The following is a 14,143-nucleotide window of genomic DNA, read 5'->3' as shown; positions in this document are numbered from 1 at the left end:
CCGGTCGGCCCCCGTCGGCACCGCTCGTAGGCTGGTGGCATCGAGACGGACGAGGGTGGAGATGTCGGCGACGCGGCTGTTGGTCCTGGGTGTGGTGCGGATGCACGGGCAGGCACACGGGTACCGGGTGGGGCGCGAACTCATGGCGTGGGGCGCCGACGCCTGGGCCAACGTCAAGTGGGGGTCGATCTACCACGCGCTGCGCAAGCTGAGCGAGGAGGGGAAGCTGCGGGAGTTCGTGGCCGAGGGCGACGACGTCGTCGACCGCACCTCCTACGAGCTGACCGCCGACGGGGAGGCTGAGGCCGACCGGCTGCTGCGCAACGCGTTGGGCGACCCGGGCGACGACCGCGCGCTGCTGTTCGCGGGGGTCACGCTGATGACGGCGCTGCCCCGGGCCGAGGCGGTCGAGGCGCTGGAACGGCGCCTGGCGGCTCTGGAGGGGAAGCGGTCCGACCTGCGGGGGGCCGCGGCGGCGGAGGGACTCCAGCACAAGCCCGAACACGTGGGGGAGCTGTACGATCTGTGGCGGGTGACCGTCGACGCGTCGGCGGACTGGACCCGGCGGCTGCTCGACGCTCTGCGGGAGGGCCGCTACACGATGGCCGACGACGGCCCGGACGCCTTCGGCCTGCCGCCTGTCACGGACTGAGCCCTCCACGCCTTCGGCCTGCCGCCCCCTTCGCCGACCGGCTCGCGGCGCCCGCGGCCACGACCCGCCGACCGGTCCCCGGCGATCGCCGCCCTTCCCAGACAGCTCTCCGCGGCCACGTGTCGGTCCGGGCGGCCCCGCGGGCGCATGGCGCCGCGGACTCGGTCTGAGGCGGCCTCCGCGTTCAGGTCGCCGATCGTCTCCGTGAGCGGGGCGAAGCCTCGTGGACTCCGCCGACCGCCGCTCCTCCTCGCAGAGCACCGGGAGCGCGCCCCGGCCGTCGGAACCGGGCGCCCGAGAGGTTCGTATTAAAACTTGAACACCATCCGTCGATGGGGCACACTCATCCCAGTATTCAAGTTTTAATACAGGAGTGAGGATGATCCACACACGCGAGCTGACCCGGACGTTCCGGGTCGGCAAGCGGACGGTCGAGGCCGTCCGGGGCGTCGACATCGACGTCCACGAGGGCGAACTGGTCGCCCTCCTCGGGCCCAACGGGGCCGGCAAGTCCACCACGTTGCGCATGCTCACCACGCTGCTCCAACCCACCTCGGGCACCGCCCGCGTCGCCGGTCACGACGTGCGCACCGAGCCCGCTGAGGTGCGGCGGCGGATCGGGTTCGTCGGTCAGGGGCACGGCGCCGCGGACGACCAGCGCGCCCGCGACGAGCTGTACGCGCAAGGCCTGCTGTACGGGCTCGACCGGCGCACCGCGCGCCGCCGCGCGAACGACCTGCTCGACCTGCTGGAGCTCGACGGCGCGGCCGATCGGGCGGTCACCGGGCTCTCCGGAGGCCAACGCCGCCGCCTGGACGTCGCCATGGGGCTCATCCACCACCCCCGGCTGCTGTTCCTCGACGAGCCCTCCACCGGCCTCGACCCCCAGAGCCGCGCCCACCTGTGGGAGCGCGTCGCCCGTCTCCGGGAGGAGTTCGGCACCACCGTCGTGGTGACCACCCACTACCTGGAGGAGGCGGACGGCGCGGCCGACCGGGTCCTGGTCATCGACCACGGCCGGGTCATCGCCGACGGCTCCGCCGACGCGCTCAAGGGCCGGGTGTCCGGCGACCTCGTGACGTTCACCACCGAGGACGGGGACGCCGCGCGCACGGGGGCGAAGGTCGCGGAACGGGTGCTGTCCGCGGGCACGGCGGAGGTCGTGGCGCGGGCGGGCCGCGAACCCGAGGTGCGGTTCCGGGTGGAACACGGCGACGCCGCCCTGCCGGGCCTGCTCCGAGCGCTCGACCAGGAGGGGGTCGTCCCCCTCGCCGTGAGCGTGAGCAGGCCGACACTCGACGACGTCTTCCTCTCCCTGACCGGCCGCAGTCTGCGCGAGGGAGAGCGGTGACCACGGAGTCAGAGCGCATGGGAGGGAAATCCGTGACGAGGGCGACGGGACCGGAGACGAGACGAAGGGGGACACCCGTGCGCGACACCTGGGTCGTGTTCCAGAGGCAGGCGCAACCGGTGCTGCGGCGCCCGGCGATGCTCCTGTTCGGGATGTTGCAGCCGGTGCTCTACCTGGCGCTGTTCTCACCGCTGCTCGACGGGCTGGGCGGACCCGCGGGCGAGGGTTCCTGGCGGTGGTTCGTGCCAGGGCTCCTCGTCATGCTCGCCCTGTTCACCAGCGGCTTCGCCGGGTTCGGGATCCTTCCGGAGATGGCCTCGGGCGCGTACGAACGGATGCTGGTCTCCCCGGCGAGCCGGGTGTCGCTGCTGCTGGGCCGCGTGCTGCGGGACGTGACGCTGATGCTCGCGCAGGCACTGCTCATCCTGGTTCTGGTGGTCGCATTCGGGTTCCGGGTCGCGCCCCTGGGAGCGGCCGCGGGTCTGGCGCTGCTCGCCGTCCTCGGGGTGGGGCTCGCCACGGTGTCGTATCTGACGGCGATGGCGGTCAGGGAGACCTACGTCTTCGCGCCGATCATCAATGCCGTGCTGATGCCGCTGATGCTGCTCTCCGGCGTGCTGCTGCCCATGGACCTGGCGCCGGGGTGGCTGTACACGCTCTCCCGCCTGAACCCGGTCGCCCACGTCGTGGACGCCGAGCGCGCCCTGTTCGCCGGTGAGTGGGGCGCGACGGCGGGCGTGGGCTGGGCCGTGGCGCTCGGCCTGGCGGTGGTCGCGCTCGCGTTCGGCGCCCGCGCGACCCGCTGGTCGGCGCGCTGAGCCGGAGCGGCCCGCCCGGGCGTGTCCACTGACCGCGAAATCCGCAGCTCGCGCCGGATCGTCCCAGGTAAACGGTGGTGAGAGCGACGGGGAAATCGTGACCACATCGTTTGCACTCTCCCAGGGCGAGTGCTAAAAAGGGACCGGGTTAGCACTCGCCATTCTGGAGTGCTAACCCGGATCGAGGTTGCGAGATCGCGGCGACCGGCAGAGGGGTTGTCGGTGCGGCCGCGGTCGTCCGTCGCGGGCGCACACCTCGTCCCATCGCGTACCAGCCCGGTCACGGGAGGACAAGAACCCAATGGCAGCCAAACTCATCGCGTTCGACGAGGAGGCCCGTCGCGGCCTCGAGCGCGGCATGAACCAGCTCGCGGACGCCGTCAAGGTCACGCTCGGCCCCAAGGGCCGCAACGTCGTTCTGGAGAAGAAGTGGGGCGCTCCCACGATCACCAACGACGGTGTCTCCATCGCCAAGGAGATCGAGCTCGAGGACCCGTGGGAGAAGATCGGGGCGGAGCTGGTCAAGGAGGTCGCCAAGAAGACCGACGACGTCGCGGGTGACGGCACCACCACCGCCACCGTGCTCGCCCAGGCACTCGTCTCCGAGGGCCTGCGCAACGTCGCCGCCGGGGCCAACCCGATCGGTCTCAAGCGCGGCATCGAGGCCGCCGTGGCCCGCATCAACGAGGAGCTCGGCAAGCTCTCCAAGGACGTCGAGACCAAGGAGCAGATCGCCTCCACCGCCTCGATCTCCGCCGGCGACACCCAGATCGGCGAGACCATCGCCGAGGCGATGGACAAGGTCGGCAAGGAAGGCGTCATCACCGTCGAGGAGGGGCAGACCTTCGGGCTCGAGCTGGAGCTCGCCGAGGGCATGCGCTTCGACAAGGGCTACATCTCGCCCTACTTCGCCACCGACCTCGAGCGCATGGAGACGGTCCTCGAGGACCCCTACATCCTCATCGTCAACTCCAAGATCTCGAACAACAACGAGTTCCTCCCCGTCGTGGAGAAGGTCCTCCAGGCCGGCCGTCCGCTGATGGTCATCGCCGAGGACGTCGAGCAGGGCGCTCTGCAGACCCTGGTCGTCAACAAGATCCGCGGCACCTTCAAGTCCGTCGCCGTCAAGGCCCCGGGCTTCGGTGACCGCCGCAAGGCCCAGCTCGGCGACATCGCCGTGCTGACCGGCGGCCAGGTCATCACCGAGGAGGTCGGCCTCAAGCTGGAGAACACCGAGCTCGACATGCTCGGCCGCGCCCGCAAGGTCGTCGTCACCAAGGACGAGACCACCATCGTGGACGGCGCCGGTGACGCCACCGCGATCGCCGGTCGCGTCAACGAGATCCGCAACGAGATCGAGCGCACCGACTCCGACTACGACCGCGAGAAGCTCCAGGAGCGTCTCGCCCGCCTGGCCGGCGGCGTGGCCGTCATCAAGGCCGGCGCCGCCACCGAGGTGGAGCTCAAGGAGCGCAAGCACCGCATCGAGGACGCCGTCCGCAACGCCAAGGCCGCGGTCGAGGAGGGCATCCTCCCCGGCGGTGGTGTCGCGCTGCTCCAGGCCAGCGTCCCGGCCTTCGAGAAGCTCGACCTGGACGGCGACGAGGCCATCGGCGCCGACATCGTCCGCCGCGCCATCGCCGCGCCGCTGAAGCAGATCGCGGTCAACGCCGGCCTCGAGGGCGGCGTCGTGGCGGACAAGGTCAAGAACCTGGAGCCCGGGTTCGGCCTCAACGCCGCCACCGGCGAGTACGCGGACCTGTTCAAGGAGGGCGTGATCGACCCGACCAAGGTCACGCGTTCCGCTCTCCAGAACGCCGCGTCCATCGCCGGTCTGTTCCTGACCACCGAGGCCGTCATCGCCGAGAAGCCGGAGAAGGCCGCGGCTCCCGCCGGCGACCCGACCGGTGGCATGGGCGGCATGGACTTCTAGGTCCCGCCTGGAGTCCGAGGTCGGGTACGCGACCTCGCCCGCGACGACCGGGCGGCCCTCCGGGGCCGCCCGGTTTCGCCGTGTCCGAAGGCAATTTCGCGGAGCACCGGGCGAACGCGTGTACGGAGCAGTACGGTTTCTGCTCGGAGGTGTACCGCGAGGTGCGTTCGGAGACAGCCGGGGACGGTTCGGCACAGCCGTGGTCTCGTCGGGACTCCTCGCTGAGCATCTGGCGGGAATGGCGCGTGCCCGGGGGCTGGCGAGCCGCGATCCTCGATGACCGCGGCATCACACCCACCGTGCCGCACGTCCCGGTTCCGCTGTACCCGCTCGTCGACGCCTTCGACGGGGAGGATCCCTCGGTCACCCTCGACGAGCTGCTCGGTGACGGACGCCACAACCACGTCACCGCCGTGAAGCCCGGAGCGAAGATCCGCCTGCCGGAGCCCTTCGGTCTGGAGCTCGACACCTCCAGGTTCCCCGGCTCCGACACGTGGTAGACCCGCTGGCCCGGCGCCGGGCTCAGTCCCCGTGCCAGGCGCGCCAGAGCCTCGCGTAGGCCCCGCCGCGGGCGAGCAGCTCGTCGTGCGTGCCCAGCTCGCTGATCCGGCCGTCCTCCACCACCGCGATCCGGTCGGCGTCGTGCGCCGTGTGCAGGCGGTGCGCGATCGCCACCACCGTGCGGCCCGCGAGCACGCCGCCCAGCGAGCGCTCCAGGTGGCGGGCGGAGCGCGGGTCGATCAGCGACGTCGCCTCGTCGAGCACCAGCACCTCCGGGTCGGCCAGCACCAGGCGGGCCAGCGCGAGCTGCTGGACGTGGGCGGGGTCCAGCGTGAGCTGGCCGGAGCCGACCCGCGTGGCCAGCCCGTCGGGCAGCGCGCGGACCCAGGCCTCGGCGTCCACGGCGGCCAGGGCCTTCCACAGCGCGTCCTCGTCGGCCTCCTCCCCGTCCAGTGCGATCGACAGGTTCTGCGCGATCGTCCCGCGGAACACGTGGCTCTCCTGGCTCAGCAGGATCGCCCGGCGCCGCCGCTCCTCCGGCGGCAGCCCCGACAGCTCCGCGCCGCCCACCCGGACACCGCCCGAGGTCGGCGGGTGGATGCCCGCGATCAGCTTCCCGAGCGTCGACTTGCCCGCCCCGCTCGGCCCGACCATCGCCAGCCGCTCTCCCGGGCGCACCACCAGGTCCACGCCGTGCAGCACCTCGGTGTCCGTGTACGCGAACCGCACGTCGCGCACCTCCACCGTGCCCGGGGCGGTCGGCTCGGGGCCCGCCGGAGCGGTCCGCTCCTCCTCGGCCAACCCGACGCCGAGCAGGCGCCGGAGGCTGGTGAACCCCATCATCACGCTGTCGATCTCGTCGATCAGACGCTCCACCGGTCCCGACAGCTGCGCGCTGAGGAACACCGCCGTCGCGACCGCGCCCACGCTGATGTCGCCGTTCATGTGCAGCACCCCCGCGACCAGCAGCGTCATCGCGGTGGGGAACTGGTAGGAGAACTCCAGCGGCGGGTACCACACGGTCCGCAGCCACAGGGTGTACCGCTCGGCGAGGTAGGCCCGGTGCACCCGCTGGTCGTTGAGCGCGATCTGGCGCGCCTGCCGCCCGAGCGCCTCGATCGTGCGCGCCCCCTCCACGGTGTCCGTCACACCCTGCGTCAGGTCGGAGTAGGTCGCCAGCTCCCGCACGTACCCGTCCGGCGCCCGCCGGACGTACCAGCGGGTGGACACCCACAGCACCGCGACCGAGGGCGCCAGGGCGAGCAGCAGCAGCGGGTGCACCACGCCGATGGCGACGACCACCACCGCCACCGTCACCGCGCTCACCACCATGATCGGGATGGAGTTGCGCACGGTGTGGCTCAGGTGGCCGATGTCGCGTCCGGTGCGCGCCACCAGGTCGCCCGTCCCGGCGCGTTCCACCGTTCCCAGCGGGAGGCGTAGGACGTCGTGCACGAACTCCTCGCGCAGTTCCGCCAGCACCCCCTCGCCGAAGCGGATCGACAGCGCCACCGACACCAGGATGAACGCGGCGTTGACCAGCAGCGCGCCGACGATCGCGAGTGCCAGCAGGTCGACGCTGTCCGGCGGGCCGCCGGCCCGGACGGTGTCGATGATGCGGCCGAGGGCCCACGGAGCGACCAGAGCGCTCAGCGCGGCGATGCCGTACAGCCCGACGACCCCGGTGAGCGTCCACCCGTGCTCGCGGCCAGCGCGCCGCAGCCTCCGCCACACCAGGGCGGACGGGGCGACCGGGAGGCCGTCGACCGGCTGCCACTCGGTGAGTTCGGGCAGGTGCGGCCGGGAGCGTTCGGTTGTCCGGGTCATGGCATCTCCTCGGTGGCCATCGTGCGCAGGACGGCGGCGGCGTAGTCCGGGACGCCCGCCAGCAGCTCCGCGTGCGTTCCCTGGGCGGCCACCCGGCCCTCGTGGACGAAGAGCACGTGGTCGGTGTGGGCCAGCAGCAGGGGGCTGGTGGTGAACAGGGCGGTCGTCCGGCCCCCGCGTTCCGCGGTGAGCCGTTCCGCGATGGCGGCCTCGGAGTGGGCGTCCACCGCGGAGGCCGGTTCCACCAGGACGAGGATCTCGGGGTCGAGCCCCAGGGCCCGGGCGAGCCGCAGCCGCTGCTGCTGTCCGCCCGAGTACTCGCGTCCGCGCTCGGTGACCACGGTGTCCAGCCCTCGCGGCGACTGCCGTACGACGTCGTCGGCGTGCGCCGCGTCGATCACCCGGGCCAGCCGCTCGTCGGACAGGCCGCCGTCGGGCGACAGCTCGTCCCGCAGCCTGCCGGAGAGCAGATGGGCGTCGTTGGTCGCGACGAGGACACGGGCGCGCACCGTGCGGCGCGGCAGGTCCCTCAGCCGCACGGCGCGGCCCGTGGAGCGTTCGACCAGCTCGGCGTCCCCGTCCTCGCGGTAGCGGCCGAGCCGTTCGGCGATCGCCGTCGCGTCGGAGGGGTCTGCGCACACGACCCCGGTCGCCCGCTCCGCGGTGACCGTGACCCCGCTGACCGGGTCGCGCAGGTCGCACGGCGCCTCGGGCGGCGCGGCCGGGGTCCCGGGGTCGGGGTGGTCGTGGTCCAGGGACAGGACGCCGACCACCCGGTCGGCGGCCACCCGCGCCGAGACGTAGGCGGTCGCCGTCACGGTCAGATAGCGCACGGCCGTGCCCAGGGTCATGGTGTACCCGTAGAAGGCGACCAGCTCGCCGACGGTGAGCTCACCCGCGAGCGCGAGCCGCGCCCCGTACCAGACGATCCCCACCAGCAGCAGTCCGGGCAGCAGCTCGCGCACGGCCTGGAGGGCCGCGTCGGTCCACCCGACCCGCACCCCGGCCGCGCGGACGCGCTGGGACTCGTCCCGGTAGCGGCGGCCGACGGTGCGTTCCCCGCCCACACCGCGCAGGACCCGCAGGCCCGCCACCAGGTCGCTGGCGATGGTGGTCAGCTCGGCCTGGCGGTCGCGCTGGCGTTCCTGGCGGTCGGAGAGCGTGTTCAGCAGCGGCACCGTCGAGAGCATGATCAGCGGCACCGCCACCAGTACGACCAGTCCGAAGGTGACGTGCGAGGTGAGCATCAGGGCGCTGGCCACCACGATGGAGACCACCGATCCAGGCGCCATGGCGCTCATCTCGTAGAAGTCGCCGATCTGGTCGATGTCGTCCGTGCCGACCGCGACCACCTCGCCGGAGGGCAGCCGCCGGGTGAGCGTGGGCCCCAGGTCGACGGCGCGGTCGGTCACCGACTGCACGGTCCGGTAGCTCGACGCGTACCAGTTGAACGCCTGGGCGCGGTGGAGCAGGTGGAGGAGGCCGACGGCGGCCAGGACGAGGGCGGTGAGGACGCCGAACCAGAACAGGAGCGCCCCGACGTCGCCGTCGGCGAGGCCGGAGTCGATCGCCGCGCCGAGCGCCGCCGCGCTGAGCACGGTGCAGGCGGTGAACGCGCCCGTGGTCAGCGACGCCCACGCGAGGGAGCGCCACTGGCGTCGGGCGAGCCAGAGCAGGAAGCGGCGGGCGGACCGGTGGTCGGGGACCCCCGGTGGTTCGGGAAGGTGGCGCACGACTCCGGACCCTAGCCAGGGGTCCCCGGCGGGGCCACCCATTTTTCCGGCACCCGGTTCCGGGGCCGCCAGGGCCTGTCTCAGGGGCGATCCAGGGTGATTCCGGATGCCGGACGGAACTCCGGCGCGGGATCGTGGTCCGCATGAACGGAATGCACGAGCGTTCGACGGTGAGCGCACGGCCGGAGCGACCGCACCTGCTCGTCCGGATCGCGGTGGTCGTGGCGGCGGCACAACTGATCTGGCAGGTGATGGGGTGGCTGGACGGCGCCCTGTTCCCGGGGGAGGAGCTGACCACGGCGAACCACGTGGTCAACGCGCTGGTCGTCTTCGTCCTGGCCGTGCCCATGGTGTGGGCCGCGCGGCGCTACCTCGACCGGCGGCCGTGGAGAGGGCTGGGGCTGACCGGCGTCCGGGAGGGCTGGCGGCCGTTCCTGGTCGGGGCGGCGGCCTGGGGACTGCCCGGCGCGGCGGCGGTCGCCGTGTGCCTCGCGGTGGGGTGGTCGTCGATCGGGGCCGCCGCGCCCTGGACCGAACTGGTTCCCGGGATCGCGCTGCTGGCGGTGCTGGTCCTGGTGTTCGAGGCGGTGCCGGAGGAGCTGGTCTTCCGCGGCTACCTGTTCCGGAACCTCAACACGGCCATGCCCGCCTGGCTCGCTGTTCTGGCGCAGGCCGCGCTGTTCGCCCTGTTCGGCAGCACGCTGTGGGTGCTGTCCCAGGGCTGGGGCGTGCTGGCGGAGCGGCTGCCGCTGTTCCTCGTCATGGGGACCGTGCTGGGCTGCGTTCGCGTGGTCACCGGGAACGTGTGGGCGTGCGTGGGCTTCCACCTGGTCTTCCAGACGGTCGCCCAGACCGTGCTGAGCAGCGGGTACGTGGAGGTCCAGGGGGTCGACGCGCTCGCGGCGACGGCGTTCCTCGCCCCGTTCGTGTTCGGCGTGCCGACCGCGATGCTGTTGACGCCCGGCGCGGGCCGGTGGCGGCGGCGCGAGCCCGACCCGATCGCCCCGGAGGGCCTGCCGCGCTGAGGCCGTCGGCGCGCTAGCGGAGGGCGCCCTCGGCGTGCAGGAGTTCGACGAGCCTGCGCACGGCCGGGGCGCAGCGGTCGCGTTCGGCGAACCCGATCCACTCCAGGTCGGAGATCTCGTTGTCTGCCACGATGTCCCCGTCGTGCTCGGCCGTGTAGCAGGTCAGCCGGACTCGGGTCCCCGGGGCCTGCGCGTGCGCGGCCTCGTCGATCACCGCCACGCGGCGGAGGGTCCCCGGGCGCAGCTCGACGCTGACCTCCTCCCGGGCCTCCCGGGCCACGGCGGCCTCGTCGCTCTCGCCCGGCTCACGCTTCCCACCGGGAACATAGAGCAGATCCTTGTCCTCCGACCGGACGCACAGGAGACGGCCGTCGCGCACGTGGACCCAGGCCAGGGCGTCGATCACGGCGGGTACTCCGGCGGGGGTGGCAGGACTCGCTGTCATGCTGGCCACTCTAGGCCACACCCGTCTCCGGGAAACCCCCGCACGGGAGGGCGTGAGGGACTAGCATCCCCATCCGCGGCGACCGACCGGACCCGGTGAGCGGGCCGAGGGGAAGGGCAGGGGACATGACCACGTTGGGCAGCGGGAACGGGAGGGCGCCCGAGGGGGCGGGCGGCGTGCCGCCGCTTCTGTCCGAGACCTCCAGCGGCGGCGTCCCGCCCCAGACCGACGTCCAGCGCGAGGCGAGGGAGCGTGCCTACAACCTCTACTGCGCGGCGATCGGCGCGTGCCTGTCCCGGGGCGACGCGGCGCGCGCCGGGGTCCTGCTCGACGAGGAGGCCCGGCTGCCGTTCTTCAGCCCCGACCAGCTCGACCGGATCAACGCGGAACTCCCCGTGACCGTGGCCGAGCTGCGCCGCGACCCCGTCCGGGCGCCCGAGGGCGCCACGTCCGAGGACCCTGGGCGGGACCTGGACTGGGACGAGCTGGAGGCCCTGTTCGACCTGGCGTTGCGCTCCCGCCTCACCGGCCCGGCCCGGGAGCGGCCCCGGGTGCTCCTCCTCGGCGGCCAGCCGGGTTCGGGCAAGTCGACGCTCCAGCGCCTGCTCCTGCCGGTGCTGCCCGAGGGGACGGTCAGCTACGACGGGGACGACCTGCTGCGCCTGGCGCCGGACTACGAGTGGGCGATGGGCGCGGACGACCGCGTCGCGTCACGGACCTTGGGGCGGCAGGTCGGCGGCCTGCACCAGCTGGCGATGGAGCACGTGCGCGAGGGCCGGGTGGACGTCGTGTGCAGCCATCCGCTCGGGCGGGCGGACTGGGCCGCCGCCTGGGTGGAGGGGTTCCGCTCGGCCGGGTACCGCGTGGAGGTCGCGTTCGTGGCCACGCACAGCAGCAACAGCGCGTTCGGGATCGTCGACCGCCACGCGCGCGCCCGGCGCGACCAGGGGTTCGGCCGGTGGATCACCCCGCGGGACCACGACCGGTTCTACATGGGGGTGCCGAACACGGTCGAGTTCCTGGAGACGCACCGGCTCGTGGACTCGCTGTTCGTGCTCTCCAGGCTCGGCGAGGTGCTGTACGCCAACCACCTCACCGGGGAGGGCGACTGGCGGAGCGAGCCGTTCGGCCGGATCGCCCTGGAGGCCGAGCGCGGGCGCCGCGAACTGTGGCACACCCGGGAGGCCGGCGACGGCGCGTGAACCGCACGTCGGGGCGGTCCGCGGTGGCCGGGGGCGGGCCGTCAGCCCGAGACGATGGTGATGACGGCGGTACCGTCCTCGCCCGGCTCCACCTGGACGAACACCGCGTTCTCCGCGGGGCTCGGCGGGGCGCCCACCTGACCGCACGAGGTGCCTCCGCCGCTGTCGTAGAGGCTGGAGACGCAGCCGGACCCCTGCCCGCGGGACCCGCCGCTGATCTCACCGTCCTCCCTGGTCACCGTGTATTCGACCGTGTTCGGGCCGACGCTGGTCACGGACAGTTCCGCCTGGCCGTTCGGTCCCTCGAACGGGAACGCCACGGGCTCGGACACCGCGACCTGGCAGTCGCCGTCCGCGCAGGCGGCGGTGTCGGTCCCGTCCAAGGCCGTCACCTCGGGAGACGGTTCGGGAGAGGGGGACCGCGAGGGGGTGGCGGTGTCGGAACGCGGAGGGGCGGGCCCGTCGTCGGCCCCCTCGCAGGCGGAGAGGGCGAGCGCGACGAGCGCCGCCAGCCCCGCGCCTCGGACCGCCCGTCCCGTACGCGTCACCGTGTCCACTGCGGCCATGGCGTCGCCGCCCCCCTTCGCCCGGTGGGATGGATCGTGTGATCCCGCCGCCCCCAGGAGACAGGGCGGCGGCGCCGATGTCCAGGGAGCCACGGGCGGGGAAGCCGTCGGGTCAGACGCGGTGGAGCCAGAGGTAGACCGTGGCGCCGCCGTCGCACGTGTAGTCGTCGTACCTGGCGTGGGCGGACACCTGCTGCTTGCCCACCTCGTGGCAGCGCTCGTAGGTCCAGTACCAGGAGTAGTACTCCCAGCACGGCGGCTTGTTGCCGTTGCTCTCACACTGCGGAGTCGGCTCGACGGCCGCGGCGGGCGCGGCCCATCCGAGCGTGGCGGCGGCCGTGAGCGCGGCGACGGCGAGTGCCCTGGTGAGTTTCATGTACCACCTCGATCGCGAGCCCGGGGCGGCGGAGGTCCGCCCTCCCGGGCAGTGGGACGAAGAGGGTCGTGCCGGGATGCCGGGGACGACCCGGGCCGATCATAGAAACGCATCAGGTAAAGCAAGGGCAAAGCAAAAGTAAAGCCGCTTTTTGCAAATGCTTTGTGGTTTTTATTTTGAAATGCATTCTTTGGGTGGATTGGGGGTGGAATTCCGTCCCCGTCGACTGGGGCCGGGGCCGGTCAGTCCCGGGGGCCGACCCGCGCCATGGCCTCCCGGTCCTCCTCGCCGAACCGCTCCTCCAGCTGCTCCGGGGAGGCGTCGACGTCGATCTGGGCCAGCGGGACCCCGCGCGCGGACTCGATCGCGCCCAGGCGGCGCAGGGCCCGGTCGCCCGCGTACCGGACGAGTTCGCCCCGCGGCAGCTCGTAGCGCTGGTCGGCCGGGTCGTCGGAGGGGGTGTCCCCGCGCTTGACCGTGGTCATCACGTGCGGCAGGAGTTCGTCCAGGCGCTCGCGGACCACCTCCCAGTTGGCGTCGTCGGCGGCGACGTGCCTGCGGCAGGTGAAGGTGCCCCACGCCATGTGGCGGCGCTCGTCGTCGCCGATCCGCCGCACGATCTCCCGCATGCCGGGGAAGACGTCCCGCACGGTGCACAGGTGGTTCCACGCGTAGTAGCCGGTCAGGGCGAGCGACCCCTCGATGACGTGGTTGTACGTCACCGACGCCCGCACCTGGTTGCGCGGGCTGGGGTCGTGCAGCAGCGCGTCCAGGGACCCGGGCAGCTCCTCGTAGAACAGCGCGCGGTAGCCGGGGTTGCCGTCGACGTGCTCGTGCAGGTCGTCGTACACGCCCAGCGCGTCCAGCCACAGTCGGAACGCCTGGACGTGCTTGGCCTCCTCGAAGGCGAACTGCGTCAGGTACATCTCGTCGCCGAGCCGGCCCTCCGCCGCCATCGCGCGGATGAACGGCTGCAGGTCCTCGGTGACCGCCTCCTCGCCCGCCACGAAGAACGCGCACAGGCGCAGGATCCGCGTGCGCGCCGCGTCGTCGAGCCGCTTCCAGTCCTCGGCGTCCTGGCTCAGGTCGATGTCGGCCGGGTTCCAGAAACGGGCGTTGCCCTTGGTGAACAGTCGGAGTGGGAGCGAGTCCCAGTTCAGGCCTCCGCTGCGGAGCGAGTGGAAGCCGGACCGGTGCTCGCCTGTGGTCGCCGCCGTGGCTGGGGTGTCGGACATGGGGATGACCTCCGTGGGGCGTACTGCCCTCATGATTGGACACCAGGCCCTCTCGTGTAAAGAGAAAACGTGGTGTCCGTCACGAAAAAACAGAATCTGGTTCGGTATGACTGGTGGGGATCCCCCCTCCGCCCGGAAACGGTCGTCCCCGGCGGCGATCGCCGCCCTTCCGAAACGGTACGGTCAGGGAGTACCGCCCAGACCGACCGCATCGATCGGGGGACGACGTGTTCTGTGGTGATCCCGGCAGCGAGGGCTACACGGCCTGCGCGACGCAGACCCAGCTGTTCGCGCTGGCGTCCGCGGTGCCCGCGCTCCTCGGCATGGCCCTGCTCGTCGCCGCGTTCACGGCCCCCTCGGTCCGAGGCGACCGCCTGCTGCGCACCCGCACCCTGACCTACTCCCTCATCGCCTGGGGGATCGCCGTGGGCACGTACGTCATGGGCGGGCTGCCGTCGCTGTGACCGGGCGGACGGGCG

14 protein-coding genes are annotated in these 14,143 nt (G+C 72.5%); 8 read left to right on the top strand and 6 right to left on the bottom strand.

Annotation, left to right across the window (positions count from 1 at the left end; translation table 11 throughout):
* Positions 1–34: 34 nt before the first annotated feature.
* The 5 genes from ACIBFB_RS05695 (at position 35) to ACIBFB_RS05675 (ending at position 5,254) form a co-directional block, all read left to right on the top strand.
* Complete coding sequence (locus ACIBFB_RS05695; RefSeq protein WP_397226644.1) at positions 35–652, top strand: PadR family transcriptional regulator; 618 nt, start codon at positions 35–37, stop codon at positions 650–652.
* Between the two features lie 379 nt (positions 653–1,031).
* Positions 1,032–2,003 carry an ATP-binding cassette domain-containing protein gene (locus ACIBFB_RS05690; protein ID WP_397226642.1) on the top strand — a complete coding sequence of 324 codons (972 nt, stop codon included), beginning with the start codon at positions 1,032–1,034 and terminating at the stop codon, positions 2,001–2,003.
* A 17-nt stretch (positions 2,004–2,020) separates the two neighbouring features.
* On the top strand, positions 2,021–2,821 hold the full coding sequence (locus ACIBFB_RS05685; protein WP_397226640.1) for an ABC transporter permease: 801 nt from the start codon (positions 2,021–2,023) through the stop codon (positions 2,819–2,821).
* Positions 2,822–3,122: 301 nt separating this feature from the next.
* Positions 3,123–4,754 carry a chaperonin GroEL gene (gene groL, locus ACIBFB_RS05680; protein WP_358562114.1) on the top strand — a complete coding sequence of 544 codons (1,632 nt, stop codon included), beginning with the start codon at positions 3,123–3,125 and terminating at the stop codon, positions 4,752–4,754.
* 80 nt (positions 4,755–4,834) lie between these two features.
* Positions 4,835–5,254: a hypothetical protein gene (locus ACIBFB_RS05675; RefSeq protein ID WP_397226637.1), complete on the top strand. Its 420-nt coding sequence runs from the start codon at positions 4,835–4,837 to the stop codon at positions 5,252–5,254.
* A gap of 22 nt (positions 5,255–5,276) precedes the next feature.
* On the opposite strand, the gene ACIBFB_RS05670 is transcribed toward ACIBFB_RS05675, so the two are convergent.
* A complete protein-coding gene (locus tag ACIBFB_RS05670; RefSeq protein ID WP_397226635.1) occupies positions 5,277–7,082 on the bottom strand; it encodes an ABC transporter ATP-binding protein in 1,806 nt (601 codons plus the stop codon).
* Positions 7,079–8,815, bottom strand: coding sequence for an ABC transporter ATP-binding protein (locus tag ACIBFB_RS05665; RefSeq protein WP_397226633.1), 1,737 nt, complete (start codon positions 8,813–8,815; stop codon positions 7,079–7,081). Before ACIBFB_RS05665 ends, ACIBFB_RS05670 begins: the two co-directional genes overlap by 4 nt.
* A 143-nt stretch (positions 8,816–8,958) precedes the next feature.
* Here ACIBFB_RS05665 and ACIBFB_RS05660 point away from each other — a divergent pair, with 143 nt between their 5' ends.
* Positions 8,959–9,840 carry a lysostaphin resistance A-like protein gene (locus tag ACIBFB_RS05660; RefSeq protein WP_397226630.1) on the top strand — a complete coding sequence of 294 codons (882 nt, stop codon included), beginning with the start codon at positions 8,959–8,961 and terminating at the stop codon, positions 9,838–9,840.
* Positions 9,841–9,853: 13 nt separating this feature from the next.
* Here ACIBFB_RS05660 and ACIBFB_RS05655 read toward each other — a convergent pair whose 3' ends face one another.
* Positions 9,854–10,285 (bottom strand): NUDIX domain-containing protein, encoded by a 432-nt coding sequence (locus ACIBFB_RS05655; RefSeq protein WP_397226628.1) that lies wholly within the window; start codon positions 10,283–10,285, stop codon positions 9,854–9,856.
* A 125-nt stretch (positions 10,286–10,410) separates the two neighbouring features.
* Between ACIBFB_RS05655 and ACIBFB_RS05650 the strand changes: the two genes are divergently transcribed.
* Complete coding sequence (locus ACIBFB_RS05650) at positions 10,411–11,487, top strand: zeta toxin family protein (RefSeq protein WP_397226626.1); 1,077 nt, start codon at positions 10,411–10,413, stop codon at positions 11,485–11,487.
* A 41-nt stretch (positions 11,488–11,528) separates the two neighbouring features.
* On the opposite strand, the gene ACIBFB_RS05645 is transcribed toward ACIBFB_RS05650, so the two are convergent.
* The 3 genes from ACIBFB_RS05645 to ACIBFB_RS05635 all read right to left on the bottom strand — a co-directional run bounded on the left by ACIBFB_RS05645 (position 11,529) and on the right by ACIBFB_RS05635 (position 13,664).
* A complete protein-coding gene (locus ACIBFB_RS05645; protein ID WP_397226624.1) occupies positions 11,529–12,053 on the bottom strand; it encodes a hypothetical protein in 525 nt (174 codons plus the stop codon).
* 112 nt (positions 12,054–12,165) lie between these two features.
* Positions 12,166–12,429: a hypothetical protein gene (locus ACIBFB_RS05640; RefSeq protein ID WP_397226622.1), complete on the bottom strand. Its 264-nt coding sequence runs from the start codon at positions 12,427–12,429 to the stop codon at positions 12,166–12,168.
* A gap of 242 nt (positions 12,430–12,671) precedes the next feature.
* A complete protein-coding gene (locus tag ACIBFB_RS05635; protein ID WP_397226620.1) occupies positions 12,672–13,664 on the bottom strand; it encodes a R2-like ligand-binding oxidase in 993 nt (330 codons plus the stop codon).
* A 227-nt stretch (positions 13,665–13,891) separates the two neighbouring features.
* On the opposite strand from ACIBFB_RS05635, the gene ACIBFB_RS05630 reads away from it, so the two are divergent.
* The gene (locus ACIBFB_RS05630; protein WP_397226618.1) at positions 13,892–14,128 is read left to right on the top strand and encodes a hypothetical protein; all 237 of its coding nucleotides are present in this window, start codon (positions 13,892–13,894) and stop codon (positions 14,126–14,128) included.
* Positions 14,129–14,143: the final 15 nt, after the last annotated feature.

The sequence above is a fragment of the Nocardiopsis sp. NPDC050513 genome, from assembly GCF_044457925.1.
Classification (GTDB): domain Bacteria; phylum Actinomycetota; class Actinomycetes; order Streptosporangiales; family Streptosporangiaceae; genus Nocardiopsis.
This window is presented reverse-complemented; position numbering and strand designations above follow the sequence as displayed.